Here is a 26615-nt window from a genome sequence, read left to right as displayed (position 1 = left end):
ATGCCGTCGCGTCGCACCCAATATCCGCACTTCAGCGCTATCCAGACGCGCTGGTCCGACAACGATTCCTACGGGCACGTGAACAACGTCGTCTATTACGCGTACTTCGATACGGCGGTCAATCGGCATTTGATCGAACGTGGCGTGCTCGATATTGCAACCAGTCCCGTCATCGGGCTCGTGGTCGACACGCGTTGCATGTACTTCTCGTCGATCGGCTTTCCCGACGTCGTCCACGTCGGCATGAAGGTCGTGCACCTCGGCAACAGTAGCGTGCGCTACGAGGTCGCGCTGTTTCGCAACGATGCTGATACGGCTTCGGCGATCGGCGAGTTCGTACACGTCTATGTCGATCGGGCAACGAACGGTCCGGTGCCGATTCCGCACGATGCCCGGCAAGTCTTGCTGTCGTTGATGGCCTGACGCGCCGGTCACGACAGGTGTCCTGGAGGAGAGAACAAATGGAAATGGCAGGAGAGGCACGGTTGCAGGCATCCCGCGAGACCGTGTGGAACGCGCTCAACGATCCGGCGGTGCTGCAGGCCAGCATTCCAGGGTGCGAAGTGCTCGAGAAGAGCGCGGACAACGAATTTACCGCGACGGTGGTGTCGAAGGTCGGGCCGATCAAGGCGCGGTTCGCCGGCAAGGTGACGTTGTCCAACATCACTGCGCCCGTCAGTTACACGCTGACGGGTGAAGGGTCCGGCGGCGCGGCAGGCTTCGCGCGTGCCGACATCGACGTGGCGCTCGAAGCGCTGGAGCAGGATGTCACGCTGCTTCGATACGGCGTCAAGGCAAACGTCGGCGGCAAGCTGGCGCAGTTGGGCTCGCGAATGATCGATGCGGCGGCGCGCAAGTCGGCGGACGATTTCTTCGATCTGTTCGCGAGGCAGGTCGGCACGAAAGTGGCCAATGGCGAACAGGAGACGTCGTCATCGACGATCGGCATCGATGCACTGATGGCGGCCGTGTCGATCGAGCGTCCGCTCGTTGCGCCGGCTCACGCGGAATTGGCCGTCGCCGCCGAACCCGCGGCGGCGCGGCAACGCGTGGAATCCGTCGGCAGCGCTGCGCCGCAGGCTCGCTCCTCCGGAGCGGACGGCACCCCTGCGGCCCCGCTGGCCGATCTTCAGGCGGAGGTGACGGATGCGTTGATGACCGAGAAGATCAAGGTGTGGATCTCCGATCAGATCGCGGTCGTCACCTTGAACCGGCCGCGCAGTCGCAACGCGATGACATACGGGATGTGGCTTGCGATGCCGTCGATTATGACCGCTCTCGAACGAAATCCCGAGGTGCGTACCGTGTTGCTGGCAGGCGCGGGCGACGACTTTTGCGCCGGCGCCGACATCTCCGAGTTCGAGAAGGTGCGCGCCGACGCCGGCCAGGCGAATGCGTACGAGATTGCGGTGGATGCGTGCTGCGATGCGATCGCGAACATCTCGAAGCCGACCATCGCCGTATTGCGGGGCTACTGCCTGGGCGGAGGCGCGCATCTGGCGATGTCGTGCGACTTCCGCTTCGCGGCACCCGACGCCACGTTCGGCATTCCTGCGGCGCGCCTGTCCATCATCTACGGCGTGCGTGGAACGCGAAAGCTGTTGTCGTTGGTGGGGGTGTCGCAAGCGAAGAAGATCCTCTACGGCGCAGAGCGATTCGACGCGCGTGCGGCACGCGACATCGGATTCGTGGACCGGATCGCGGGAGACGACGCGCAGGTTGCGCCGCTCTCATGGTGGCAGCGTGTGACCGGCGGCAAGCCGCGCGCAAGGACGAGCGATCCGATGGCCGATGCGCGCGCGTTCGCGAGAACGATGGCGGCCAATGCGCCGCTGAGCCTGGCGGGAGCGAAATACCAGCTGAACGGGATGGCAATGGGCACCGGCGCGTTGGATCTCGATAGAGCCGAAGCAATGATCGCGGCGGCAGCCAGTAGCGACGACTATCGGGAAGGCCGGGCCGCATTCGCGGAAAAGCGCTCGGCGAAATTCCAGGGACGTTGACGGAGGAAACGATGAAACCGGCACCGTTTGACTATTGTTGCCCGGACTCCGTCGACGAGGCGATCGCCGTGCTGGTGGCCTGCCGCGGCGATGCGCAATTGATGGCCGGCGGCCAAAGCCTGATGCCGATGCTGAATTTTCGGGTCGTTCGTCCCGCGATGATCGTCGACATCCGCAAACTGGTTGAACTCGACTACGTGCGCGAGCGTGATGACGGCGGACTCGCGGTGGGTGCGCTGACGCGTCACCGCGTGCTCGAGACGTCGCGCCAGGTCGCCCGACGTTTTCCGATCATTCCTGACACGATGCGCCATGTCGCCCACCTCGCGATCCGGAATCGCGGCACGATCGGCGGAAGCCTGTCGCATGCCGATCCGGCTGCGGAGTTGCCGATGCTGGCGCGATTGCTGGATGCGACGATCGTCACGCGTTCGCCCCGCGGCGAGCGCAGGATTGCGGCGGCCGATTTCTTCATCGCGCCACTCACGACGAGGCTCGACGATGACGAGATGGTCGTTCGCGTCGATTTTCCGGGCGTGAAGCCCGGGACCGGCTGGTGTTTCGAGGAATTCTCGCGTCGCGCAGGCGACTTTGCGCTGGCCGCCGTGGGCGTGCTGCTAGATGTCCGCGACGGCGTCATTCACGATGCGCGCGTCGCGATGATGGGAGTAGGCGACACGCCGTTGCGGCGCAGTGACTCGGAAGCGATCCTGCGCGGCAAGCCGTTGTCCGACGCGCTCGTGGAGGAGGCGGCGGAAATCGCGTGTGACGGACTGTCTCCCGCCATGGATCTGCATGCTTCGCCGGCGTACCGCCGCCATCTCGCGGGCGTGCTGGCGCGGCGCGCGATACGCAGCGCATGGTGCCGTGCTTCAGGAGTCGCGCAATGACCGAACGTGACATTGCCCGCAAGCCCGTCTGGATGATCGTCAATGGCACGGTCGTCGAGTGCAGCGTCGAACCGCGCCTGCTTCTGTCCGATTTCTTGCGACACGACCTGTCGCTGACCGGCACGCACGTCGGATGCGAGCACGGCGTATGCGGGGCTTGCACGGTGATCGTCGACGGCGATAGCGTGCGGTCCTGCCTGATGCTGGCGATCTCGGCCGACGGTTGCGACGTGCGTACCGTGGAGAGCATGGGCACGCCCGATTCGCTGAGCCCGCTGCAAGAGGCGTTCCGTGAACATCATGGCCTTCAGTGCGGGTTCTGTACGCCCGGCATGCTGGCGACCTGCACCGATGCGTTGCAGAAATACCCGCTCGACAGCGATGACGAGATTCGCGACGCGCTGTCCGGAAATCTTTGCCGCTGTACCGGCTACCAGGGCATCGTCGAAGCCGTCCGTGTTTGCGTAACGGCGCGCGACGCATTGCGGCAGGCCGCCGGATCCGAGCCAACCGAGGATAACCAACGATGAAAATGCATGTTCTGAATGGCGGCCGGCTCCGGATGCGCAAGAGTGTCTATCTGCCGCAAGCCGAGCGAAGCGAAACGATCGATCTGCCGGTGGCATGCATGCTGTTTCGGCATGGTCAGGGAAACGTATTGTTCGACACCGGATGCCATCCGCAGGTCGTCGACGATGCCGCCGCTCGCTGGGGGGCGATGGCGAAGGGCATGACGCCGATCGCCGGACCGGAAGACAACGTCATCTCGGAGTTGAAAACGCTCGGGCTCGGGCCGGACGATGTCGATGTAGTCGTCAACTCCCATCTGCACTCCGATCATTGCGGCTGCAATGCGTTCTTCAAGAGAGCGACGTTCTTCTGTCATGCAAAGGAGCTGGCGGCCGCCCAGGGAGAGGAGGCACTGCAACGCGGCTATATTCCCGCCGACTGGCAGCATCCGATGCCGACCGAACTCATCGACGGGGAGCGCGACGTCTTCGGCGATGGAAAGATGCTGCTGGTCCCGTTGCCGGGGCATACGCCAGGGAGCATGGGCATGCTCGCGACGCTGGAGCGTGACGGCGCCTTCCTGCTTGCTGCCGACGCCGTTGCGCTGCGCGAGAATCTGACGCGCGAAGTGATGCCGCGCAACACGTGGGACTCGGATGCCGCGTTGTCATCTCTCAACGAAGTCCGGAGGCTCGAACGAGATGGCGCGAGCGTGATCTTCGGCCACGATCCGCAACAGTGGGAGACGCTTCGCAAGGGGGCTCACGCGTATGAGTAAGCCGCGTCGTGATCCTGGCGCGCCGCCGGACGCCGATGTCGGCATCGACGAACAGCCGCGCGGCGGTTTTGTCGGGCGGCCGGTGCGCCGATTCGAGGACGCGAGACTGCTCACCGGACTCGGACGTTATGTCGACGATCGGCCGGCCGGAAATGCACTTCATCTCGCGATCGTGCGCAGCGACCAGGCGCATGCGCGCATCCGCGCCGTGCGTGCCGACGCTGCACGCGGCATGGAAGGTGTATTCGGCATCTATGCGTGGGCCGATCTGGCTGGCCTCGTCAAGCCGGCTGTCGCGGTATCGCGCATGGCGGATTATCAACCCACGCCGATTCATGCGCTGGCGGACGGTGTCGTGCACTTCGTTGGCGAACCGGTCATCGCGGTGCTCGCTGAGAGCCGCTATCTCGCCGAGGATGCGCGGGATGCGATCGAGATCGAATACGAACCGCTGCCGGTCGAGACCGATGCCGAGGCGGCGGCACAGCCTGGCGCGCCACTGCTGCACGACGGGTTGACGAGCAACGTGCTGGTCGAACGACGGTTCGTGCGCGGTGAGATCGACGAAGCATTCGCGAACGCGCCCGTCACCGTTGGCGGCCGGTTCCGGTTTCACCGGAAGATGCCGACCGCGATGGAGCCGCGCACCTATATCGCGGAAGTGGATCCGGGCCGGGACGCCCTGACGCTCTACACGTCGAGCCAGATACCGGGCATCGTGCGCGACGCGATGGCGGATCTGCTTGACATGCCGGGCAACCGTCTGACGGTCATCGCGCCCGATGTTGGGGGCGGATTCGGCGGCAAGACCTCGGTCTATCAGGAGGAGATGCTCGTATGCGTGCTCGCGCGAAAGGTCGGGCGCCCGGTGCGCTGGAGCGGTGATCGGCTCGAGGACATGCTGTCGACGAGCCAGGCCTTCGACGAACGGGTTGATGCCGAACTCGCACTGGATAGCGATGGCCGGATTCTGGGGCTGCGTGCCGAAGTGATCGGCGATGTGGGCGCGTATTCGATCTATCCATGGACCGCCGGCATCGAGCCGGTACAGGTCATCAGTTTTCTGCCCGGGCCGTACCGGGTCCCCGCGTATCAAGGACACGTTCGCGGGGTGACGACACCCAAGGCGCCGACCGGACCCTATCGCGGCGTCGGACGCCCGACCTCGACATTCGCGATGGAGCGCCTGATGGATCTGGCGGCAAAGCGTCTCGGAGTGGACCCGACGGAGTTGCGGTTGCGCAACCTTGTGCGTCCCGAGGAGTTCCCGTATCGGACGCCGGTCGGCATCGTGTGGGATCAATCGGCGTTCATCGAAGGACTCGAGGCGGCCAAGGAGCGGTTCGACTACTCCGCCGCGAGGCAGGCACAGGCGCAGGCGCGTGCCGAAGGGCGCTGGGTCGGTATCGGCGTCGCCTGCTATGCGGAACTGTCCGGCATCGGCTCGCGCATTTCGGCATCGCCAGGCATGCCGATCAACACCGGCACGGATACATGCGTGATCCAGCTCGATTCGACCGGAGCGGTCACGGCATCGTTCGGCTGCGCATCGCATGGTCAGGGGCACGAGACGACACTCGCTCAGGTGCTGGCCGACGAACTCGGCGCGCGCATCGAAGATCTGCGCGTGATCACTGGCAATAGTGCCGCAGTACCGCACGGTACCGGCAGTTATGCCAGCCGGACGGCCGTCATCAGCAGCGGGGCGGGAATGCTGGCAGCGCGCGAGCTTCGTGCACGGATGCTGCGCGTCGCAGGCCACCTGCTCGACGTGTCGCCGGAGGATCTCGACGTGGTCGAGAGCGTCATTCGCGTGCGCTGGCGCGACGCCCGTCTCACGTTCGCTGAGCTGGCAAAGGCGCTCTATTCGCAAATGGGACGCGTGCCGCTGGAGTTCCGGGAGGACCTTTGCGTCAGTCGGGTGTACGACCCGGTGGTAGGCACGACCAGTTCGTCGACGCATCTCGTTCAGGTGGAAATCGATCCCGACACGTATGGCGTTCACGTTCAGCGATACGTGATCGCGGAGGACTGCGGACGGGTGATCAATCCGTTGATCGTCGCGGGGCAGACGCGTGGCGCCGTGGCACAGGGCATCGGTGCGGCACTGCTCGAAGAAGTCGTGTACGACGCCGACGGCCAACTGCTGACCGCGAGCCTGGTCGATTACCTGCTGCCTTCGGCACCGGAGGTCCCGACGTTGGATCTCGTGCACCTCGAGAAACTGGCACCCAACACGCTGGGCGGCTTTCGCGGCATGGGCGAGGGCGGGACGATCGGCTCGCCCGCGGCCATCGCGAATGCGATTGCCGATGCCCTGTCGCCGTTGAACGTCGACATATCGGAGCTGCCGGTGACGCCCGAACGTCTGTACCGCCTCATTCATTCATCCCTCATTGAATCAATCAAGGAGCAACAAGATGGAATTCAGACTTGACGGAAAGGTCGCGCTCGTCACAGGCGGCGCCCGGGACGTGGGCCGTGAAATCGCACTGGGCCTGGCTGCCGAGGGCGCGAGCGTCGTCGTCAACTATCACGGATCGAAGGCCGCGGCCGAAGCGGTCGTGGACGAGATCCGCGCGCAAGGCGGGCGAGGGATGGCGATCGGCTGTGACATCTCGGACCGTCGGGCCGTGGATCAGATGATTGACGAGACCGTCGAGGTCTTTGGCGGTCTCAACATCCTTGTCAACAACGCCGGGCTCGTCATCCGCAAGCGCTTTCTCGATTCCCAGCCGGACGAATGGCGCAAGCAGATCGACGTCTGCCTCTACGGCACGCTGAACTGCACGCATGCGGCGCTGCCTCATCTCGAACGACAGAAAGGCAGCGGCCGAATCATCACGATCACAGGAGATTCGTCGCGGGTAGGTGAATCCGGCCTGGCGATCGGCGCGGCCGCGCGCGCGGCCAATATTGCGCTGATGAAGTCGATCGCACGGGAAACCCGCTCGGGCACGACAGCAAATGCGCTCGCGCTCGGGCTGATCGAGACTGCACACGATCCGGAATTTCTCGAGGCGAATCTGGAACGGCTGGTCAAGCTCTATCCGCTTCGACGCCTCGGTCAGCCGCATGATGTTGCGCCCATGGCGGTCCTGCTTGCATCGGAAAAGGGAAGCTGGATTACCGGTCAGGTGATCAGCATCAGCGGCGGCTTCAGTATGGTCTGACGGCGCAACCCACGGCTTCCTTCCGACAACTGACATATCAGCGCCGCCGACCGAATCCGACGGCAGCGCTCCAGGAGACAAACGTGATTCATACCGAGCTTATTGTGCCTGTCCACGAATTGCTCAAGCGCCATAAGGAGTGCAATCCGGACAAGGCGGCATTCGAGGACGCACGGACGTCCATCACCTATGCGGAACTGGAGGCGATGACGGCGCGCCTGGCGACGCACTTCCAGCGGGCTGGCGTACAAGTCGGCGATCGCGTCGCCGTCGTGCTGCCGAATTCGATCGAGTGGGCCGTGAGCTGCCTAGCCTGTGTTCGCGCGGGCGCGATTGCCGTGCCGATCAGCCACGAGGCCACCTCGCCGGAGATCGAGTATCGGCTCGATGATGCAAGCTGCACGGCACTCGTGACGAGCGACGCGCGCGAGCGGGAATTGCGTGCGGTCGGTGCTTCAGTCGGCACGGTCAGGGAATACGTGACCGTGTCGTGGTCGTCGCAGCCCGTTGTCGGGACGCCGTTTGCGGTCGCGACGGCGCGCGGTGTCCCGAGCGAGCCGTTGGATCCGGACGCGATCGACGATCCCGCATTCGTGATCTACACGTCGGGAACGACCGGCAAGCCCAAAGGCGTGCTACTGTCGACGCACGGCATGCTGTGGGTCGCCGCCGCATGCTGGGCTCCGATTGCCGGCCTGACGGGCAGCGATCGCGTGCTGAGCGCACTTCCGCTGTATCACTCGTATGCGCTGAACTTCTCCGTGCTGAGCGTGCTTGCAGTTGGTGCGACCGCGTATCTGATGGAGAAGTATTCGTCGAGCGAAATCCCGCGGCTGCTGTCGGACGGGCGCTTCACGGTCATGCCGGGCGTGCCGACGATGTTCCACTACCTGCTCGAATCTGCGCGGGCGAACGGGCGCGGCTCGCTGCCCGGGCTGCGATTATGCGTGTCGGCCGGCGCGATACTGCCGGGCACGACGAATCGCGAATTCGAAAACATGTTCGGCCTGAAGCTGCTCGATGGCTACGGCATTACCGAAACCTCGACGATGGTCACGATGAACTGGCCGACCGGTGCGCGCGTATTCGGCTCGTGCGGCCTGCCGCTGCCGGGCGTAGCGGCGCGCGTCGTCGATCCTGTTGCGCTGCGCGATGTTCGGGTCGGGGAAGAAGGCGAGTTACTCGTCCGCGGCCCCAATGTGATGAAGGGATACCTGAACAAGCCAACGGAAACCGATGCGGCATTGATCAACGGCTGGTATCGCACGGGCGACTTGGCACGCTTTGATGCGAACGGCTATATCACCATCACGGGGCGCCTCAAGGAAGTAATCATTCGGGGCGGCCAGAACATCTCACCGGCCGAAATCGAAGAGGTGGTCTGCGAGTACGACGGCGTTCACGATTGCGCAGTCGTCGGCATGCCGCATGCGCATCTCGGCGAGGTGCCGGTGGTGTTCGTCGTCGAGCGAGCCGAGGGCGCTGTGGATGTCGCGGCGCTGCTCGCGCACTGCAGTCTCCATCTGTCGGCTTACAAGGTACCGTTCGCGATTCATGTGACGACGGAAATTCCGCGGACAGGATCTGGGAAGGTCATGCGGTTCAAATTGCGCGAAGCCGTACAACCGGCCGAGCACGGTGACGTCTGACACGTTACGCCTATCCTCTGACTGGAGAAGTATTGATGTCGACAATTTCATTGAACGGGCAGGTAACGATTCGGAATCCTGAATTGCTAAGGCATGTGTGCCTCATCGCAGGTGAATGGATTCACGCTGACCAAGGGGGAACTATCGACGTGCGCAATCCGTCGACGGGGCAGTCGCTTGGGACCGTGCCGCGCATGGGGCGAGATGAAACGTTGCGCGCGATCGACGGCGCGAATGCCGCGCTGGCCGAATGGCGCTCGCGTACCGGGAAGGAACGTGCGGTGGTTTTGCGTCGCTGTTATGAATTGATGATCGAGAATCAGGATGATCTGGCGGCGATCATGACGGCTGAGCAGGGCAAGCCGCTTGCGGAAAGCCGCGCGGAGATCGGCTATGCCGCGTCGTTTCTGGAATGGTTCGGCGAGGAAGCCAAGCGCGTCTATGGCGATACGACTCCGGGGCATGCGCGCGACAAGCGCATCGTCGTGCTGAAGCAACCCATCGGCGTGTGCGCTGCGATCACGCCGTGGAATTTCCCGGCGGCGATGTTGACGCGCAAGATCGGGCCGGCGCTCGCCGCTGGTTGCACGATAGTATTGAAACCGGCGAGCCAGACGCCATTCTCCGCGCTTGCGCTCTGCGTGCTGGCGGAGCGTGCCGGCGTACCAAAGGGGGTGATCTCGTGCGTGACTGGCGCGGCGGCGGAGATCGGCGAAACGTTGACGGCCAGCCCGATCGTCCGCAAGGTCTCGTTCACCGGATCGACGGAAATCGGCAAGGTTCTGCTGGCGCAATGCGCGTCGACCGTCAAGAAGGCATCGATGGAACTGGGTGGCAACGCGCCGTTCATCGTATTCGACGATGCCGATCTCGACGCGGCGGTGAAAGGTGCCATCGCATCGAAGTATCGCAATGCCGGACAGACCTGCGTATGTGCGAACCGGCTGCTGGTTCAGGACAGCGTGTATGACACATTCATCGAAAAACTGTCGGTGGCCGTGCAATCCATGCGTGTCGGCGACGGATTCGAGGAAGGTGTCGCGATCGGTCCTCTGATCGATGAGCATGCCGTCGCGAAGGTTATGGAGCACGTCGACGACGCGATATCGAAGGGCGCGCGTGTCGTAGTCGGCGGAAAGCGGCATCAGAAGGGCGGCAACTACTACGAGCCGACGATTCTTGCCGATGTGACTCCGTCGATGCGGATCTTTCGCGAGGAGACATTCGGTCCCGTCGCCCCCATTTTCCGGTTCAGTACCGATGACGAGGCAATCGCGCTCGCGAACGACACCGAATTTGGTCTCGCTTCTTATTTCTACAGCCGAGATATCGGCCGCGTGCTCAAAGTGGCCGAGGCGCTCGAGTACGGCATCGTAGGCATCAACGAAGGCCTGATCTCGACCGAAGTCGCACCGTTCGGCGGTGTCAAGGAGAGCGGGCTCGGACGCGAGGGATCGAAGTACGGCATCGAGGACTACCTCGAGCTCAAGTATCTGTGCGTGGGCGGAATCGCCTGACACTCGGGGCGGCACCTGGGTGCATCGACGCTTCGGTGCCGGGTTATCGTGAATTCTTCGATGGAGGTATCTCGCGCAATAAAGTCCAGTAATGAAAGTTAAACAACAACGATGAATCCATTGGTTTGGAGGAGCTAGACATGTCAACGGTCAATGTGGCAGTGCCTGCGTCGCGGATGTCCCGTGACGAAAAACGGGTGGTTTTCGCATCTTCATTAGGTACGGTGTTCGAGTGGTACGACTTCTTTCTCGCTGGCTCGCTGGCGACGTTCATTGGCAGGCACATTTTCTCCGGTGTCAACCCGACCGCGGGATTCATCTTTACGCTGCTGAGCTTTGCTGCGGGTTTCGCGGTGCGACCTCTCGGGGCGATCGTATTTGGACGTCTGGGCGACCTGGTAGGCCGCAAGTACACGTTTCTCGTGACGATCGTCCTGATGGGCGGCTCGACGTTTCTCATCGGGTTGCTGCCGGGCTTTGCCACTATCGGGATCGCTTCGCCGATCCTGTTTGTCGCGATGCGGATGATTCAAGGGCTCGCGCTTGGCGGCGAATATGGCGGCGCGGCGACCTATGTCGCGGAGCATGCGCCGAATGACCGGCGCGGTGCATGGACCGCCTGGATTCAGATGACCGCGACGCTCGGGCTGTTCCTGTCGCTGGTGGTCATTCTGGGTGTGCGAACCACGACAGGCGAAGGTCCGTTCGCATCGTGGGGATGGCGAGTGCCATTCCTGATGTCCATCGTCCTGCTCGGGATATCGGTGTGGATCCGCCTTCAGTTGCACGAGTCGCCGGCATTCGAGCGCATGAAGGCGGAGGGCAGTCGCTCGAAGGCACCCGTAGCCGAGGCATTCGGGCAATGGAAGAACCTCAAACTGGTGTTGGTCGTGTTGTTCGGGCTGACGGCGGGGCAGGCAGTGGTCTGGTACACGGGGCAGTTCTACACGCTGTTCTTTCTGACGCAGACGCTCAAGCTCGAGGGTTCGACGTCGAATGTGATCCTTGCCATCGCACTCGTGATCTCGGCGCCGTTCTATGTCGTGTTCGGTTCATTGTCCGACCGAATCGGACGCAAGCCGATCATCCTGATCGGTTTCGCGCTGGCGGCCGCCACGTATTTTCCGCTGTTCAAGGGGCTCACGCACTTTATCAATCCCGCGCTGGAGACGGCACAACGGAATGCGCCGATTGTGGTGAAGGCATTTCCTCGCGAGTGTTCGTTCCAGTTTAATCCCGTCGGTACGGCGACCTTTACCAGTTCATGCGATATCGCCAAGAGTGCGCTCTCGAAAGCTGGGCTGAGCTACCGTAACGAACCGGCGGCGCCGGGCGAGAGGGCAGCGATCGTCGTCGGCGGCAGCGTCATTTCGTCATACGATGGAAAATCCGCCGACGCAGCCATGCAAGGGCGTGATTTCGATCGGGCGCTGCAGCGTGCGCTGCATGATAACGGCTATCCGGCGAAGGCCGATCCGGGCAAGATCAATTGGCCGATGGCGATCCTTCTGCTGGCGATCCTGATGATCTACGGCACGATGGTCTACGGTCCGATAGCGGCCATGCTCGTCGAGTATTTTCCGACACGGATCCGCTACACGTCGATGTCGTTGCCATATCACATCGGCAACGGATGGTTCGGTGGATTCCTGCCGGCTTCCGCATTCGCGATCGTCGCGGCAAACGGGAACATCTATTCCGGCCTCTGGTATCCGATCGTCATTGCGACCGCTTCGCTGATCGTCGGGATCTTGTGCGTGCGCGAGACGCGCGGCACCGATATCTGCGCAAATTGACCAGACAACATATCGATACGGAGTCGAGCGGATCATGGCGTTATACGAATATCGAGGCGTGGCCCCGCGCGTTCATGCGACCGCTTACGTACACCCGAGTGCGAGCATCATCGGTGACGTGATCGTCGGCGCCGGTTGCTATATTGGGCCCGGAGCCTCGCTACGTGGGGATTTTGGCGCTATTCGTGTCGGCGAGGGCAGCAACGTACAGGACAACTGTACGTTGCATGTCGGGCACGGAATGACATGTTTGCTTGGCGAATGGTCTCATGTCGGCCACGGCGCCGTGGTACACGGCGCACGTCTGGAGCGTAACGCGCTGATCGGGATGAACGCCATCGTGATGGACGACGCGGTAGTCGGAGGTTCCGCCATCGTGGCGGCGTGCGCGTTCGTCAAGTCTGGGATGCAGGTGCCGGCACAAACGCTGGTCATGGGCGTGCCGGCCCGTATCGTCCGCGTACTGACCGACGCGGAACTGCGTGAGAAGGTCGAAGCGACGAACCGATACTGCGAACTCGCGGCAGCGAGTTTGGCAACGATACGCCGGATCGATATGTCGATCGGTGGCTGAGCCGAGTGATATTGCCGGAATTCGACAGACCCCCGACCGTCGCGAATGGAATACGGCGATCGACGATTGTCGCGATCGGCTTTTGCGGCGGAGCGCCGCAATCGTTCATTGTCGGCACTACCGACGTAGCCGTGCAGTGCGCCGTAGACGTGCGCGCACTGCACGATTCACATACGAATCAATTGATCCCTGCCGTGCGGTGACCAGCATAGTACGGGGTGCGCCAGTTTGGCGTTATGCCCATGAAGTCGTCGAAATATGCAATGGCCAGCATCGGCTCTTCGAGCAAATTCTCGCGATACGATTGCCAGATCTTGAGCTGTCCGATTTTTTCGGACGGTTCGACGACTTTTCCACATTCCTGCCGTGATACTTTTTTGACGAGCTCAACGCAAAAATGAGTCAGTGCGAATCCGGTCGGCCACCAGTCTGCAATTTCGCTGCTCGGTTTCTTATGTGGAATGACGGTCACCGATGTGTCTCGGACGGCTTTGAGTTTCAATAGTTCGGCGAGCAGCGCGCCGATGCAGAACTGGAAATAGTCAGCCGCGTTCTTGTGTAGGTAAAACTCGCTATCTTCGAGGATTTGAGTCCACGCGACGAACGCTTGTGTGAACTGTCGATCATCGAGCTCGAGCAACACGCCGGAATTTTTTGAGTAGTCGTTGCAATACTGCTGAAGAAGCAGTCTGCAAGATGACAGTTTGGTGAGAGCCGGCCATACGCGATGTATGGACCTTGCGATCGGTTCGTGTTCGTCTACCAAGATGCTTCTCCGGCGCATTGACTTCACAGGTAGCTGACAATTCTGGAAAACTCGCGCTGCATCGCGTCGTCCGGATTTTTCGATCGCAATGCCGCTCGAATTCGCGACTCGGACGCGCCTACGAGATCGGCCGTGAAGCGAAGCAGCGTGTCGGGATCGGACGGAAGCGCTGCAGGCTGAACAATTCTTGCGCACCCGGTGATACCGAGTAATAGAAAAACATATACGTTCGGCTCGGATACCAGCCACCACGGCGCGACGACATCAGGCAATTCATCGAATCGTGCGCTTCGGATCGGATGGCGGTCGATAAGCGATAACGTGAGCCGGGAATACGCGCGACAGATATCGTCGGAAAATTCATCCGGCGACGCCTCAATCTGGATTTCCGATATGCTTTTCAACACGTTGTGCGCGCCACGCAGACTGCTGAATGCGTCATTGATGCGGTGTTCGAATATAAGGACGTCCGTCGCACCCGCGTGCAGGATGAATCGTTTCGCGGCTGCGTAATAAAGTGCCGAGCAGTGTCGGATCAGCTTTGTATCCGCGGATTCGCGAATGATGCGTTCCAGGCCGCTGTCCAGGCTGACCGGCGCTTTCCAATGATCCTGCAGTGGGGGAATCGCGTGACCTGCATACGTTTCGGCTGTTTCGAGCAGGGTGTCCGCGATATGGCCGACGGAGCCAAGAAATTGCGGCAACGGCGGCAAGTTCATGCGGTGGGCAGCGGTTCGCTGGGAATCGGACCCAGAGCCGGGGACGTTTCGCGCCGCGTATCGAAGTTGCCGCGCACAATCCATCAATGCAAGGCGAACCTGACTGAGATCCTGGACGATGTGCGATGGCGTCAATGATTTGGGTTCCATGGCTGCCTCGAGGCTGAAACATTTGAAGTTAAGATAGCACATTTGTTCAGTGTCATTGATCACCTTAATTTAGGGGAGGAAGCGTGCCGAGAGCCCGAACCAAGCAGCGAGAAGAGGCCATCGACGAGCAAAGCCCAGCACGCAGACTGCGGCTGCGCGCGGCCTGGATGTACTTCGTCGAGGAGATGACGCAACACGAGATTGCACAGAAACTTGGCATCGGCCGGGTGACGGTCGTGCGCCTGCTGGCCGCTGCGCGCGAGCGAAACGAGGTAAAGATTTCGATTGGGGATCGCCTGGTCGAATGCGTGGATCTCGAACGGCAACTCGAGGAGCGATTCGGGATCGCGGAAGCGATCGTCGTACCGCTGTCAGCGCGAGACGCGGATGCCACCGCGCCAGTGAGCGCGGCTGCTGGCGAATATGTGTCATCGATGGTGCGGTCGAACATGAAAATCGGCGTCGGTTGGGGGCGCACCCTTGTCAGTTCGCTGTCGTACATGGGTGAGCGTCCCGTCGAAAACGTCTCGGTGGTTTCACTGCTGGGCGGCATCATGAAAGCCCGACATTTCAACCCGGCGGAGTTCGCTTGGCGTTTCGCGACGTTGTATCAGGCGGACTGCTACCTGATGACCGCGCCGTTGGTGGTCGACAGCCCGGAGACCCGGCGCACGCTCATCGAGCGCTGCGGCCTCCGGGATATTTTCGATCTGGCGAGATCCCTGGATGCGGTCGTGCTCGGCGCTGCGGGCACTGGCCCGGAGGCAACGGCGCACCGATCGCGGTTCATCAGCGATGCTGATCGCGAATCAGTGATCAAGGCGGGTGCCGTGGGCGATCTGCTCTTCAACTTTTTCGACGCCAACGGACAACTGGTTGACCATCCCATCAACGAGCGTGTGATGTCCGTGCCGCTCGACATCGTCAAGCAAGTACCGGTGCGCGTGCTTGCAGCGGGCGGCGTCAGCAAGGTGCCGGCGCTTGGGGGCGCTCTGAGGTTATTGCGACCGTCCGTATTGATCACCGATCAATACGCCGCAGCGGACTTGCTGAAACTAGCAGACTGACCTTCGCGCGGAAAGGTCCCCGTCACCTTTCCGTACTCCGCGCTCGTCCCCACTGCCGAGAGAAGCGCGCTCTCGCACCTCCCCCCATTCGCAGCGACGGCAGCGATGCTGCGCCGCATCAATTTCTGTATCAGTGCCCGCCGCTGGGTTGTCGCTCGCGTCAACGAGCCCTTGGCGCGGCTCCTCCTTTTTCCGTCCCCAAATTTCCATGCGCTAGGAATAACCCTAGATGCGCTCTTTTTGCCGCTCGGTTGCTTGTACCTTTAGTGAACAAAGTGATATTGTAAAAAACAAATGTGCACTGAACGTCGCGGCGATCCAGGTTGCAGACGCGGGTTAAGGGCACATGCCTGCGCAAGCGCGCGTCACTACCCAGGAGACATCGTCGATGCTCAACATCATTCCCAGCGGCCTGGCGGCCGACCTCAAAGCCCGCGCCCAATCGGGCAGACCTATCCGAATCGGCTTGATCGGCTCCGGCGAAATGGGCACGGACATCGTGACCCAGGTCCGGCAAATGGAAGGTCTCGAGATCGGCGCGATCGCGGACCTCCGTGTCGACGCCGCATGCGAAGCGGTTCGAGTCGCCAATCAGGCGGACGACGGCTATCGCGTCGTCGAGACTGGCTCGGGGATTTCGCAGGCGATCGAGGCCGGATCGATCGCCATCACGCAAGACTCGAATGCGATCTGTACCAACGATCAAATCGACGTGGTTATCGATGCGACCGGCAAACCGGCGGTGGGCGCGCAGATCGGGCTGCTGGCCATGGAGCATGGCAAGCATCTCGTGATGATGAACGTCGAAGCCGATGTGACCATCGGCGCATACCTGCGTCGTGAAGCGGAGCGGCTGGGCGTGGTGTACACGCTCGGCGCCGGCGACGAGCCGAGCTCGACGATCGAGTTGATCGATTTCGTCAGCGCGCTCGGTTATCCGATCGTCGCCGCGGGTAAGGGCAAGAACAACCCGCTGAATATCGACGCGACACCGGACGACTACATGGCGGAAGCCAAGGCGCGCAACATGAATCCGCGCATGCTGGTGGAGTTTGTCGACGGTTCGAAGACCGCGGTCGAAATGGCGGCGATCGGAAATGCGACCGGGCTGATTCCCGATGTGGCAGGCATGCACGGTCCCGCGGCCACGCTCGACCAACTGCATGAGGTGCTTTGTCCGGTGGCGGACGGCGGGATCCTCACCCAAAAGGGCGTAGTCGATTACACCATCGGAAAGGGCGTCGCGCCCGGGGTGTTCGTCGTTGCCGAACTTGCACATCCTCGCCTGCGCGAGCGCATGGCAGACCTCAAGCTCGGCAAGGGGCCGTATTACACGTTCTATCGCCCGTATCACCTGACGAGCCTCGAAGTACCGCTCAGCTGCGCGCGCGCTGTCCTGTACGGCAAAGCCGACATGCGGCCGCTTCCCGTTCCGGTGGTCGAGGTTTGCGCGGTGGCGAAGCGAGACCTGAAAGTCGGTGACCGCCTCGACGCGATCGGCGAATTCACGTACCGCGCGTGGGCCATCGCGGCGGATGACGCGCTTGCGGAGCGCGCGGTTCCATGCGGCTTGCTGGAAGGCGGCATCGTCACCCAAGCAATCCGAAAGGGCGAATTGCTGACGTACCAGAACGCCGCGGTCGACGCGAACGCACCGATTGTCAAACTGCGCCAGCGTCAGGACGAGATGGTCCGTGGCGCGCGTGCCGCCGCTTGAGGAGAGGATGATGGGATTCGTTGCAGAGAAGATCGAAGGAATGCCCGAAGTCTATCGGCACGTCTCCGCGCAAGCGTTGCGTGACGCGCTGAAGAAGATGCAACTCGTGCGTCGATTCGAGGAGAGTGCGGAACAGGCGTACATGCGCGGCCTGATTCACGGCACGATGCACCTGTCCATCGGGCAGGAAGCCTCCGCGATCGCGATGACGATGCTCCTCACCGATGAGGACTACATCACGTCGACGCATCGGGGACACGGCCACTGTATCGGCAAAGGTGCGGATCCGAAACGCATGTTCGCCGAATTCTTCGGTAAGGAGACGGGGTATTGCCGGGGGCGGGGCGGTTCGATGCACATCGCGGATGTGAGCCGCGGAAATCTCGGCGCCAACGGTATCGTGGGCGGAGGCTTGCCTATCGCGGTTGGCGCGGCGCTGTCGATCAAGAAGCGGCGCAAGGACTCGGTTGTCGTGTGTTTTTTCGGCGATGGCGCGAACAATGAAGGTGCGTTCCATGAATCGCTGAATTTCGCCGCGATCTGGAAGCTGCCGGTGATTTTCGTCTGTGAAAATAACCGGTACGGCATGTCGATGTCGGTCGAACGTTCGACGGCCGTCAGTCGGATCTCGCAGCGCGCGGCTGCGTATGACATGCCCGGCGTAACTGTCGACGGCAACAGCTTCGGCGACGTGCTGACGGCGGCTGAAGGCGCGATCGAGCGTGCGCGAAAAGGCGAGGGGCCGACACTCATCGAGTGCGAGACATACCGCATTCGCGGCCACTCCAAGAGCGACCGAAACCGCTATCGCACCCGCGAAGAGATCGAGTCCTGGGGCGCAAGGGATCCCATTGCGAAATTCGAGCGGCAGTTGGTGGAGCTTGGACTGATCGACGCCGCAGCGGTGCAAGTAATCCACGCGGAAGTCGAGGAAGAAATCAAGGCGGGTCTGGACTACGCGCAGAACAGCCCGGCACCGGACATCGCCGAGTTGACGCGCTATGTATATACGGAGAACGGGGGGAATGACCATGAGTGACCAGCGCGAACTGACTTACGCTCAGGCGATTCATGAGGCAATGGGCATCGCAATGGAGCGAGACGAGCGCGTGTTCCTGATGGGCGAGGATATCGGAGTCTACGGCGGTGCGTTCCAGGTGACCGGTGACCTGTTTCAGCGCTTTGGTGCGGAACGTATCATGGACACGCCCATCGCGGAGCTGGCAGGCGCCGGCATTGCGGTCGGCGCGGCCATGACCGGCTGCCGGCCGATCTACGAATTCCAGTTTTCGGACTTCGCAACGCTTGCGATGGAACAAATCGTGAACCAGGCCGCGAAGATGCGTTACATGCTGGGCGGAGAAGTCTCGGTGCCGGTTGTGATGCGCTTTCCGGCCGGTTCGGGGACAGGTGCTGCAGCCCAGCACAGCCAGAGCCTCGAGGCTTGGTTCGCGCACGTTCCTGGGTTGAAGGTGGTGCAACCCAGTACGCCCCATGACGCGAAGGGATTACTGCTTGCTGCGCTCGAGGATCCCGATCCGGTGATGATCTTCGAACACAAGCTCCTGTACAAGAGCAAGGGCATCGTGCCGGAGGGCTACTATGTCGAGCCGATCGGCAAGGCCGTCGTTCGCCGCGAGGGGCGAGATGTCACGATCGTCGCGACTTCGATCATGACCGTGCGTTCGCTGGAAGCGGCAGACGCGCTGCAGCAGGAAGGCATCGACGTCGAAGTGATCGATCTGCGCAGCATCCGGCCGATCGACCGCGAGGCGATCATCGCCAGCGTACGCAAGACTTCGCGTCTGGTATGTGTGTACGAAGGTGTTCAGCAACTGGGCATAGGCGCCGAGATCGCGTCGATCGTATGCGAAAGCGACGCCTTCGATTATCTGGACGCACCGATCGTCCGGCTGGGCGGCTCGGATTGTCCGCTGCCTTACAACCCGCAGCTCGAGAAGGCTGCCGTGCCGCAGGTGCCCGACATTGTCGAGGCGGTTCGGCATATTGTCGGTCGGAGGGGCTGAGATGGCGACCGAAGTGATCCTTCCCCGCGTCGACATGGACATGACCGAGGGCACGATTACCGCCTGGTATGTCAAGGACGGCGACACGATCAGGCAGGGCGAGCCGATCTTCGACATCGAGACCAGCAAGGCCACGATGGAAGTGGAGGCCCCGGCGAGTGGCACGGTCCGGCAGATTACCGCCAGCGTCGGCGATACGGTCCCCGTCGGAACCGTGATCGCATGGATCTATGCCAATGGCGAGACCGTCATCGAGCAGGACGCCGGCACAACCGCATCAGGCGTTGCCGAGCTTGACGCCGAGGCTGAACCCTCGGTCCATCGTCGCGCGGACGTCGCAGCCGCGGCATCGTCGGGCCATATCGGCGATAGCCGGATTCGTGCAACGCCCGCCGCTCGTCGGGCTGCTCGCGAAAGCGAAATCGACCTGGGCAGCCTGCAAGGATCCGGTCCGCATGGCCGGATCGTCGAGAATGACGTGCGCGCCGTCGCCGTCGGCAACGGTGGTTCACGTGAAGTGCCGGCCGGCGCGAGCCGGCAAGGCGCGCTCAATCGGGTCTGGCTGCAGCGCGGCGGTCCGGCGACGCTGGTGCTTCTGCATGGATTCGGGGCCGAGGCGAACAGCTGGCGCCCGTTCTTCAATGCATTGCGCGACGCCGGCCTTGCCAAGAATCTCGGTGTCCTGTCGATCGATTTGCCCGGACATGGAAAATCGCCGGCTGACGCTGCCGCATCACTGGAGAAAATCGTCGACGCGATCGGCGCTACGCTGGCGGCCGAAGATGTCGCAAACTGCCATCTCGTCGGGCATTCTTTCGGCGCGGCTGTCGCGATCGCGTTGAGCGCGTCGCGCCAGGTGCGTGTGTCGTCGTTGACGCTGGCCGCACCGGCCGGGCTGGGTACCGAATGCAACGGTGCGTTCTTGCGCGGGCTGACGCAAGCTGCTGATCGAACCAGTCTTACGCCATGGCTGCGGGAATTGGTCGCGCGTCCCGGTGTGATCGACGAAGCGTTCATCGCGACGGCGGAGCAGCAATTGTCGAGTGAGGCAAAACGTGTGACGCTTGCGTCAATCGCGGAGACGTTCTTTCCGGGCGGCCGGCAGAAGATCGATCTGCGAGAAGCCATCGCGTCGCTGACGATGCCTGTTCGCGTCGTCTGGGGGGCGTCGGATAAGATCATTCCGATTACGCACGCGAACGGCCTGCCTGGCCGGATTGCGCAGCACCGCTTCGCAGACGTCGGTCATTTGCCGCACGTCGAAGCGCTGGCTGATGTGGTCGGTATCGTCGGCGAGCAACTGTCACGGTAGGCGGAGCCATTCATGAACCTGGAGCTTGACGGCAAGATCGCGCTGGTTACGGGGCTATCGTCCCCCGTCGGCGACGAGGTGGTCCGTGCGTTGCGTACCGCCGGCGCAACGGTGCTTACGCAGCGGGCACGCGTTCTCGAACTGGTGGGTGAAACGGGAGACGGTCAAGCCAATGTCGACAGTACGCCGGCGGAAATCTTCACGGCGCGACGTGCGGTTGAACTGGTTGAACGGACCGTGCTTGAATTCGGGAGACTCGATATCGTCGTCCATAACGGCTGCGCGCGCCTGGATGCGGGAAACGATCTCGAGATTCACGAACGAGAGATCGATCACGCGTACGCCGAGTGCGTCAAGGCTGCGTTTTACATCGCCCATGCCGCAGCTTTGCAGTATCGGCGAGTCAAGCGAGGCGTGATCGTCAATATCGCGCCAACTGCCGAAGCGGATTCCTGGTGCGTGCCGTGGCAGAGCGCCTGTGCCGCGGCGCTCTGTCAGCTGTCCCAAGCAATGGGGCAACGATTGAAAGGTGACGGGATCCGTGTCAATGCCGTCTGTCCAACGGTACCCTCATATGACGAGTTTCGCCGCGCCTCACATGGTGTGACGCTGCAGCCGACCCCGCTGCCGTCGATCCCGAGGCGAGATGACGGCATGTCCGCCGCAGTGCGTGCCGCTCTATTCCTGGCTTCGGAGGCGTCACACTACATTTCGGGTCTCGTGTTCCCGATTGAGGTCAATTCGGGTTTTTGTTAGAAGAATCGTTGCTGCGGGCTTCGTGTCGCGTTTTCCCGTATTTACCTGAAAATGAACAATTGTATTATTGCGATAAACATTTGTTCAAAATGGCGGCGCGAAATAACCGCCGGATTCGTCTCGTTTGTTAAAGCAGTTCGTGCGAGGCAGGAGACATGCAATGGAACTCGTTCGGTTCGGTTTACTGGCATTGGCTGTTACGTGGGCGCTGCAGCTCATCGCCGGGTGGGCCCATATGCGCTACTACCGGGACACGCTCAGAAAGACTGCGCGAACGTGGGGCGACGGCTTTCTCGGCGTGGGGACGTTCAAGCCGCGGATCGGGCGCGGCGCAGTTGCGATCGTTGTCATCGGTGACGATTGCATTGTCAGACAAGTATTGGCCATGTCTGGACTGACGGTGTTCGCTCGTTTCGAGGCGCTTTCCGGATTCAATGGCGGGTCGATCGGCGAGTTTCAACACAATTTGGAGTCCTTGTCGCTTGCACCTCGTCTTAGGCACGCGCTTCACAACGCACTCGACATGGCTTGCAGAACCGCGAACGCTAACCGTCCTATCGGTGTCGTGATTGAGTAGACGAACACCGTACGGCACGCAGGTCGCAGCACTGTTTTGATTGACGCATCTGTCGCACATCACAACTTCATCAGGAGACAACCATGAATCCGCTGGATTTTCTTACTCATGCCGCCGAGGCATTTATCGGTGTATTCAACGCAGGCGGAAAGACGTTCGTCGGCTTTGTTACAGGTATTTTGCCGACACTGATCGTGCTGCTCACCGCGGTCTACACGATCATCGCGCTGGTGGGCGAGCAGCGGATTCAGGGATTGGCTCGTTTCCTTTCGAAGAACATCGTGACGCGATATTCGCTGTTGCCGTTGCTCGCGATGTTCTTTCTGACCAATCCGATGGCCTACACGTTCGGCGTCTTCCTTGAAGAGCGTCACAAACCCGCGTTCTACGATTCCGCAGTGTCCTTGTGTCACCCGATTACGGGCTTGTTTCCGCACTGCAATCCGGGCGAGCTTTTCGTCTGGCTTGGTGTGGCAGCAGGTATCACGAAGCTCGCTGAAACCCATGCCGCACCGTTTTCATTGCCGAAACTCGCGCTCTTCTACCTGGGCGTCGGCCTTTTCGTCAATCTCCTGAAAGGGGTGCTGACCGAAGCGATCACCCGCATGATCGCGAAGCGCGAAGGTCTGACGCTCTGAACTCGACACGATAAAACACGAGAAATCATCTGGAGGAGAAGGAAATGGATGCGCGTACGTACAAGGCGGTTGAGGTTCGAAAGGGGGCCAACGGCTGGGGCGGTCCACTCGTCATCGCACCGACGGTGGAGCGCAACAAGATCGTAGCCGTGACCGGGGGAGATATTCCGAAGGTGGCACAGCGGTTGGCCGATCTGACCGGAGCAACGGTTGTGGACGGCTTTCGCAATCCGCCGCTCGAATCGGAAATCGCGGCTGTCGTCATCGATTGTGGGGGAACCGCACGGTGCGGCGTATATCCGCGAAAGCGCATCCCGACCATCAATCTGAGTCCGGTCGGGCAGTCGGGCCCGCTTGCGCAGTTCATTACCGAGGATATCTACGTGTCCGGCGTCGAATTGAACAGCTTGCGGTCCGTCGACGACGACGCGTCGAACGTCGACGCGCATCGCGCCGCCTTGACGAACGGCGACACATCACCCGCCGCAACGCCGTCGCCGGCGCAACCGCGAACCGGGGCAAGCCACGGCGGCTTCGTTGGGATGATCACGTCGGTTGGCCGCGGCATGGGCGGCGTCGTGAATGTGCTGTTCACGAGTGGGCGCAAGTCGATCGATACTGTCATTCGCAACGTGCTGCCTTTCATGGCGTTCGTGACGATGCTGATCGGCGTGATCAATTCGACCGGGGTGGGGACCGGGCTCGCTCATCTGCTTTCGCCGCTGGCCGGTAATATTGTCGGGCTCGTGATCCTGTCGGCGATCTGCGGTCTTCCGTTCCTGTCGCCCGTACTCGGACCGGGTGCCGTGATCGCGCAGGTCATCGGCGCGGCAATCATCGGGCCGGCCATCGGCAATGGCACGATTCCGCCGCATATGGCGCTGCCGGCGCTATTCGCGTATGACACCCAGGTCGGTTGTGATTTCGTGCCAGTCGGGATGGCACTCGGCGAAGCGAAACCGGAGACGATTCGCGTCGGCGTGCCGGCCGTACTGATCAGTCGACAGATCATGGGGCCGATCTCGGTGTTGATCGCCTGGGTGGTCAGTTTTGCTCTATAAAAACATCTTGAGGTCACGCATGCATTACTACAAGACAATCATTTCCAGTATCGGCGAAGAGGTGGAGTCCCTTCTCGAAGGTGGCGTGCTGATTTTGTATTCGGATGGAGCGCCTCCCGAACTGGCAGAGGTATCGGTCCTTCACCGCGTAGAGCAGGCGCACAGCCAGGCGCCGCGTATCGGTTCCGTGCTGCGCATCGGCGAAATTTCCGCGGTCGTGACCGCCGTGGGACCGACGGCCTGGAACAAGGTGAGCGAACTGGGCCATGTCGTCATCACGTTCAATGGAGCCCATTCGGCAGAGCGCCCCGGCGAGATCTGCGCATCGACGGTCGATTGTGAACGGCTCTTCAAGAGCATGCAGAAAGGGACCGTCATCGAGATCGTTGACGCCTGAATCGCGCCGACGTCAATCGTCGTCACCCACGGAATACGAAAAGGCATCGTCATGTTGGAAACTCAGGTTGTTGTCAAGGTACACGAGGGTCTGCACGCACGCCCCGCGACTCAATTCGCCAAGCTTGCGAAGGAGTTCAATAGCGCGCTGAAAATCGGGAGAGGTGATGCATGGGCGGACGCGAAGAGCGCTGTGAAGCTCATGTTGCTAGGTGTGAAGCAGGACGAGCAGATACTTCTCCGAGCGGACGGCGAAGATGAATGCGAGGCGCTCGACAGGTTGACGCAATTTCTGTCGAATGTCAGCGCAATCGTGCAGGGCGCCACCGCGCCGGACGGCCATCAAGGGTCCGACGGCTCAGCGACGGCTCCGCGAGCGTTCGAGCACACGGGCGCGGCGCGATCCGCTGACGATGCCGATTCTTCGGGCGCATTGATAGGTGTTCCGGCGAGTGAAGGCCTGGCGTTCGGCAGTGCGCTCGCGTATGTTCGTGACGAGCTCGTGGTCGATCGCCAGTTCGTGTCGGAACACGAGGTAACAGACGAGGCCGCGCGATTCACCGCGACGCTCGAGTCCACTTTGGCTGCGATGCTCGAGCCGGGCGACGGGACGATGGGAAACGAGATCATCGAGGCGATCGCCGATGTCGCAAGGAGCGACGACTATGCGGGCACGATTCGCGAGCTCATCGCAACGCGGTGGAGCGCGGCGGCGGCTACGCTGAAATGCGGGCAGGATCTGGCGTTCGCGTTCGAATCGATGACGGACGAGTACCTTCGCAGCCGCGCCGACGACATTCGCGGCCTGACACGCGAGATCGTGGCCGTGCTTCTTGGCAAGCAGCAGAAGTCGCTGCGGGAACTGGAGGTGCCGAGCATTATCCTTGCCGAAGAACTGTCCGCGCCGGATCTCGCGCGCGCGAACCTCGCCAATATCCTCGGAATCGTCTGCACATCCGGCAGCGCGACGTCTCATGTTGCGATCATCGCACGCTCGCATGGCATTCCGGCAGTTCTGGGTCTGCCGATCGACAAGGACAGACTGCGATCGGTCGCACGTGTATCGATTGACGGTACGACCGGGGAGGTCTGGCTCGACCATTCCGACGCGCATGAAAAGGAACTGTCGCGCCGTATCGACGCGCAGCGCGAACAGCAATCGGCGCTCCTTGCTTACCGGGACGTCGAGCCCTCCACGCGCGACGGACGCAAGATACTGATCGCCGCGAACATGGGTTCTCTGTCGGAACTCGACTCGGCCCTGCAAGCCGGCGCGATGGGCGTGGGACTATTCCGTACCGAGCTTTTGTTCATGGACCATCAGCGCGTGCCTACGGAGGACGAGCAATACGAAGTTTATGCCACGCTCGCACAGCGCTTTCACCCGTGGCCTGTCATCATTCGGACGCTCGATGCTGGCGGCGACAAGCCGCTGCCGGGCATTCGCTTCCCGAAGGAGGAGAATCCATTTCTGGGGTGGCGAGGCATCCGGATGTGTCTCGACTGCCCCGAAGTGTTCGAGCCGCAACTGCGGGCGCTACTGCGTGCCGCTGCCCACGGAAACATCTGCGTGATGCTGCCAATGGTCGACGATGTCGACGAGGTTCGCCGCACGAAGGCGATCATCGAGCGCATCGCTGTGGAACTGACCGAAGCGGGGGTGCCGTTTGCGGTTCCGAAGCTCGGCATCATGATCGAGACGCCGGCTGCGGTTCTCACGGCCGATCTGCTGGCGCAGGAAGTCGAATTCTTCTCGATCGGCACCAACGACCTCACGCAATACATCATGGCCGTCGATCGCATGAATCCCAGCCTTGCCTCGCTCTACAGGACCGAGCACCCGGCTGTCATTCAGGCGATCAAGATGGTATGCGACGCGGCGAAGCGGGCGCACATCAGTGTCGGCGTGTGCGGTGAAGCTGCGTCACGGCCAAACATGATTCCGGTGTTCGTGAACCTCGGGGTCGACGAACTCAGTATGAGCCCCAGCTCGGTACTGCGCGCAAAGAAACTCGTGACGGAAATCTGACTTCCGATCGGGAAACGACAGAGGCGTGGCATCGACGATCCACAAGATTCGTATTTGCCACTGCTTCGCGGGCCCGGTTTGATACACGGAGGGGCGGGCGACCTGTCTCGCCGCGCAGGTATCCGGTCTTGCCGGGCTATTTCACTATGCCTCCCGAGCTGCTTACCGGCCGACACCGCGCGATTCGAGGAGGCGATTTTGCCGGATGGAACTGCCGTCCGGTCTTCTCGAACACGCGCAGCCTTCACACCCGAAAGCCGTTCGAGCTTTCCCCAAAATTGCCTGGTTTCCTTCCACGGCTCGTCCAGTCGGGCGTCTGCATCAAGAACGCGTGATGAACCGCGAGGTGAAACGTCAGGCCGCACCCACCTGCAGCGAGGCTGCTCGTCGCGCTGAATCGGTTTTCCAGCGTCCGGCGCGTGCGGTCTCACCCCAGCTGCGTTTCACCCAGGCATACCGGGCGATGTCCGCGTGATCCCTGATCATCATTTGCCTTGTATTACCTGCCGG

The 26615-nt window shown here is 61.7% G+C and carries 25 protein-coding genes; 23 read left to right on the top strand and 2 right to left on the bottom strand.

The features are described 5' to 3' along the window. The 11 genes from DIE15_RS07940 (at position 1) to DIE15_RS07885 (ending at position 12890) form a co-directional block, all read left to right on the top strand. Entirely contained in the window at positions 1–423 is a 423-nt protein-coding gene (locus tag DIE15_RS07940) for a thioesterase family protein (protein WP_124832900.1), read from the top strand. 38 nt (positions 424–461) lie between these two features. Beyond that, positions 462–2003 (top strand): enoyl-CoA hydratase-related protein, encoded by a 1542-nt coding sequence (locus DIE15_RS37350; protein ID WP_221624161.1) that lies wholly within the window; start codon positions 462–464, stop codon positions 2001–2003. Between the two features lie 11 nt (positions 2004–2014). Then, complete coding sequence (locus DIE15_RS07925; RefSeq protein WP_124832856.1) at positions 2015–2893, top strand: xanthine dehydrogenase family protein subunit M; 879 nt, start codon at positions 2015–2017, stop codon at positions 2891–2893. Beyond that, positions 2890–3423, top strand: a complete 534-nt coding sequence (locus DIE15_RS07920; RefSeq protein WP_124832855.1) for a (2Fe-2S)-binding protein — start codon at positions 2890–2892, stop codon at positions 3421–3423. Before DIE15_RS07925 ends, DIE15_RS07920 begins: the two co-directional genes overlap by 4 nt. Further along, complete coding sequence (locus tag DIE15_RS07915; protein ID WP_124832854.1) at positions 3420–4181, top strand: N-acyl homoserine lactonase family protein; 762 nt, start codon at positions 3420–3422, stop codon at positions 4179–4181. Before DIE15_RS07920 ends, DIE15_RS07915 begins: the two co-directional genes overlap by 4 nt. After that, on the top strand, positions 4174–6618 hold the full coding sequence (locus tag DIE15_RS07910) for a xanthine dehydrogenase family protein molybdopterin-binding subunit (RefSeq protein WP_124832853.1): 2445 nt from the start codon (positions 4174–4176) through the stop codon (positions 6616–6618). Before DIE15_RS07915 ends, DIE15_RS07910 begins: the two co-directional genes overlap by 8 nt. Then, complete coding sequence (locus DIE15_RS07905; protein ID WP_124638255.1) at positions 6602–7354, top strand: SDR family NAD(P)-dependent oxidoreductase; 753 nt, start codon at positions 6602–6604, stop codon at positions 7352–7354. Before DIE15_RS07910 ends, DIE15_RS07905 begins: the two co-directional genes overlap by 17 nt. Positions 7355–7437: 83 nt before the next feature. Continuing rightward, complete coding sequence (locus tag DIE15_RS07900; RefSeq protein ID WP_124551129.1) at positions 7438–9003, top strand: class I adenylate-forming enzyme family protein; 1566 nt, start codon at positions 7438–7440, stop codon at positions 9001–9003. A 35-nt stretch (positions 9004–9038) separates the two neighbouring features. After that, complete coding sequence (gene gabD / locus DIE15_RS07895; protein ID WP_124832852.1) at positions 9039–10520, top strand: NADP-dependent succinate-semialdehyde dehydrogenase; 1482 nt, start codon at positions 9039–9041, stop codon at positions 10518–10520. Between the two features lie 140 nt (positions 10521–10660). Then, positions 10661–12316, top strand: coding sequence for an MFS transporter (locus DIE15_RS07890; protein WP_124494197.1), 1656 nt, complete (start codon positions 10661–10663; stop codon positions 12314–12316). Positions 12317–12350: 34 nt separating this feature from the next. Beyond that, entirely contained in the window at positions 12351–12890 is a 540-nt protein-coding gene (locus tag DIE15_RS07885) for a gamma carbonic anhydrase family protein (protein ID WP_124832851.1), read from the top strand. A gap of 178 nt (positions 12891–13068) precedes the next feature. Here the strand turns inward: DIE15_RS07885 and DIE15_RS07880 are convergent, their stop codons facing one another. Both DIE15_RS07880 and DIE15_RS07875 read right to left on the bottom strand, forming a co-directional pair. Further along, positions 13069–13656: a hypothetical protein gene (locus tag DIE15_RS07880; RefSeq protein WP_124832850.1), complete on the bottom strand. Its 588-nt coding sequence runs from the start codon at positions 13654–13656 to the stop codon at positions 13069–13071. 23 nt (positions 13657–13679) lie between these two features. Next, on the bottom strand, positions 13680–14525 hold the full coding sequence (locus DIE15_RS07875; RefSeq protein WP_124832849.1) for a hypothetical protein: 846 nt from the start codon (positions 14523–14525) through the stop codon (positions 13680–13682). Between the two features lie 83 nt (positions 14526–14608). On the opposite strand from DIE15_RS07875, the gene DIE15_RS07870 reads away from it, so the two are divergent. From DIE15_RS07870 to DIE15_RS07815, 12 genes are all read left to right on the top strand, one after another. Next, on the top strand, positions 14609–15592 hold the full coding sequence (locus DIE15_RS07870) for a sugar-binding transcriptional regulator (protein ID WP_062885856.1): 984 nt from the start codon (positions 14609–14611) through the stop codon (positions 15590–15592). Positions 15593–15980: 388 nt separating this feature from the next. Beyond that, positions 15981–17309, top strand: a complete 1329-nt coding sequence (locus tag DIE15_RS07865) for an NAD(P)H-dependent oxidoreductase (RefSeq protein ID WP_050011230.1) — start codon at positions 15981–15983, stop codon at positions 17307–17309. A gap of 10 nt (positions 17310–17319) precedes the next feature. Next, positions 17320–18348 (top strand): thiamine pyrophosphate-dependent dehydrogenase E1 component subunit alpha, encoded by a 1029-nt coding sequence (locus DIE15_RS07860; protein ID WP_226148438.1) that lies wholly within the window; start codon positions 17320–17322, stop codon positions 18346–18348. Further along, a complete protein-coding gene (locus DIE15_RS07855) occupies positions 18335–19336 on the top strand; it encodes an alpha-ketoacid dehydrogenase subunit beta (RefSeq protein ID WP_311771967.1) in 1002 nt (333 codons plus the stop codon). Before DIE15_RS07860 ends, DIE15_RS07855 begins: the two co-directional genes overlap by 14 nt. Position 19337: 1 nt before the next feature. Beyond that, positions 19338–20648: an acetoin dehydrogenase dihydrolipoyllysine-residue acetyltransferase subunit gene (locus tag DIE15_RS07850; protein WP_124474557.1), complete on the top strand. Its 1311-nt coding sequence runs from the start codon at positions 19338–19340 to the stop codon at positions 20646–20648. A gap of 12 nt (positions 20649–20660) precedes the next feature. Continuing rightward, positions 20661–21404, top strand: coding sequence for an SDR family NAD(P)-dependent oxidoreductase (locus tag DIE15_RS07845; protein WP_062885853.1), 744 nt, complete (start codon positions 20661–20663; stop codon positions 21402–21404). A 160-nt stretch (positions 21405–21564) separates the two neighbouring features. Next, on the top strand, positions 21565–21981 hold the full coding sequence (locus DIE15_RS07840; protein WP_124832848.1) for a transcriptional regulator GutM: 417 nt from the start codon (positions 21565–21567) through the stop codon (positions 21979–21981). An 83-nt stretch (positions 21982–22064) separates the two neighbouring features. Beyond that, on the top strand, positions 22065–22619 hold the full coding sequence (locus tag DIE15_RS07835) for a PTS glucitol/sorbitol transporter subunit IIC (RefSeq protein WP_062885851.1): 555 nt from the start codon (positions 22065–22067) through the stop codon (positions 22617–22619). Positions 22620–22663: 44 nt separating this feature from the next. Next, the gene (locus tag DIE15_RS07830) at positions 22664–23680 is read left to right on the top strand and encodes a PTS glucitol/sorbitol transporter subunit IIB (protein WP_124660015.1); all 1017 of its coding nucleotides are present in this window, start codon (positions 22664–22666) and stop codon (positions 23678–23680) included. Between the two features lie 19 nt (positions 23681–23699). Further along, complete coding sequence (locus DIE15_RS07825) at positions 23700–24077, top strand: PTS glucitol/sorbitol transporter subunit IIA (protein ID WP_124832847.1); 378 nt, start codon at positions 23700–23702, stop codon at positions 24075–24077. A 51-nt stretch (positions 24078–24128) separates the two neighbouring features. Next, positions 24129–26105, top strand: a complete 1977-nt coding sequence (ptsP, locus tag DIE15_RS07820; protein ID WP_124832846.1) for a phosphoenolpyruvate--protein phosphotransferase — start codon at positions 24129–24131, stop codon at positions 26103–26105. A gap of 205 nt (positions 26106–26310) precedes the next feature. Beyond that, positions 26311–26580: a hypothetical protein gene (locus DIE15_RS07815; RefSeq protein WP_124660017.1), complete on the top strand. Its 270-nt coding sequence runs from the start codon at positions 26311–26313 to the stop codon at positions 26578–26580. Positions 26581–26615: the final 35 nt, after the last annotated feature.

The sequence above is a fragment of the Burkholderia sp. Bp9031 genome (assembly GCF_003857965.1).
Taxonomy (GTDB): domain Bacteria; phylum Pseudomonadota; class Gammaproteobacteria; order Burkholderiales; family Burkholderiaceae; genus Burkholderia; species Burkholderia ambifaria_A.
Note: the sequence above shows the minus strand (reverse complement) of the source record. Positions and strands in the feature narration are given on the sequence as shown.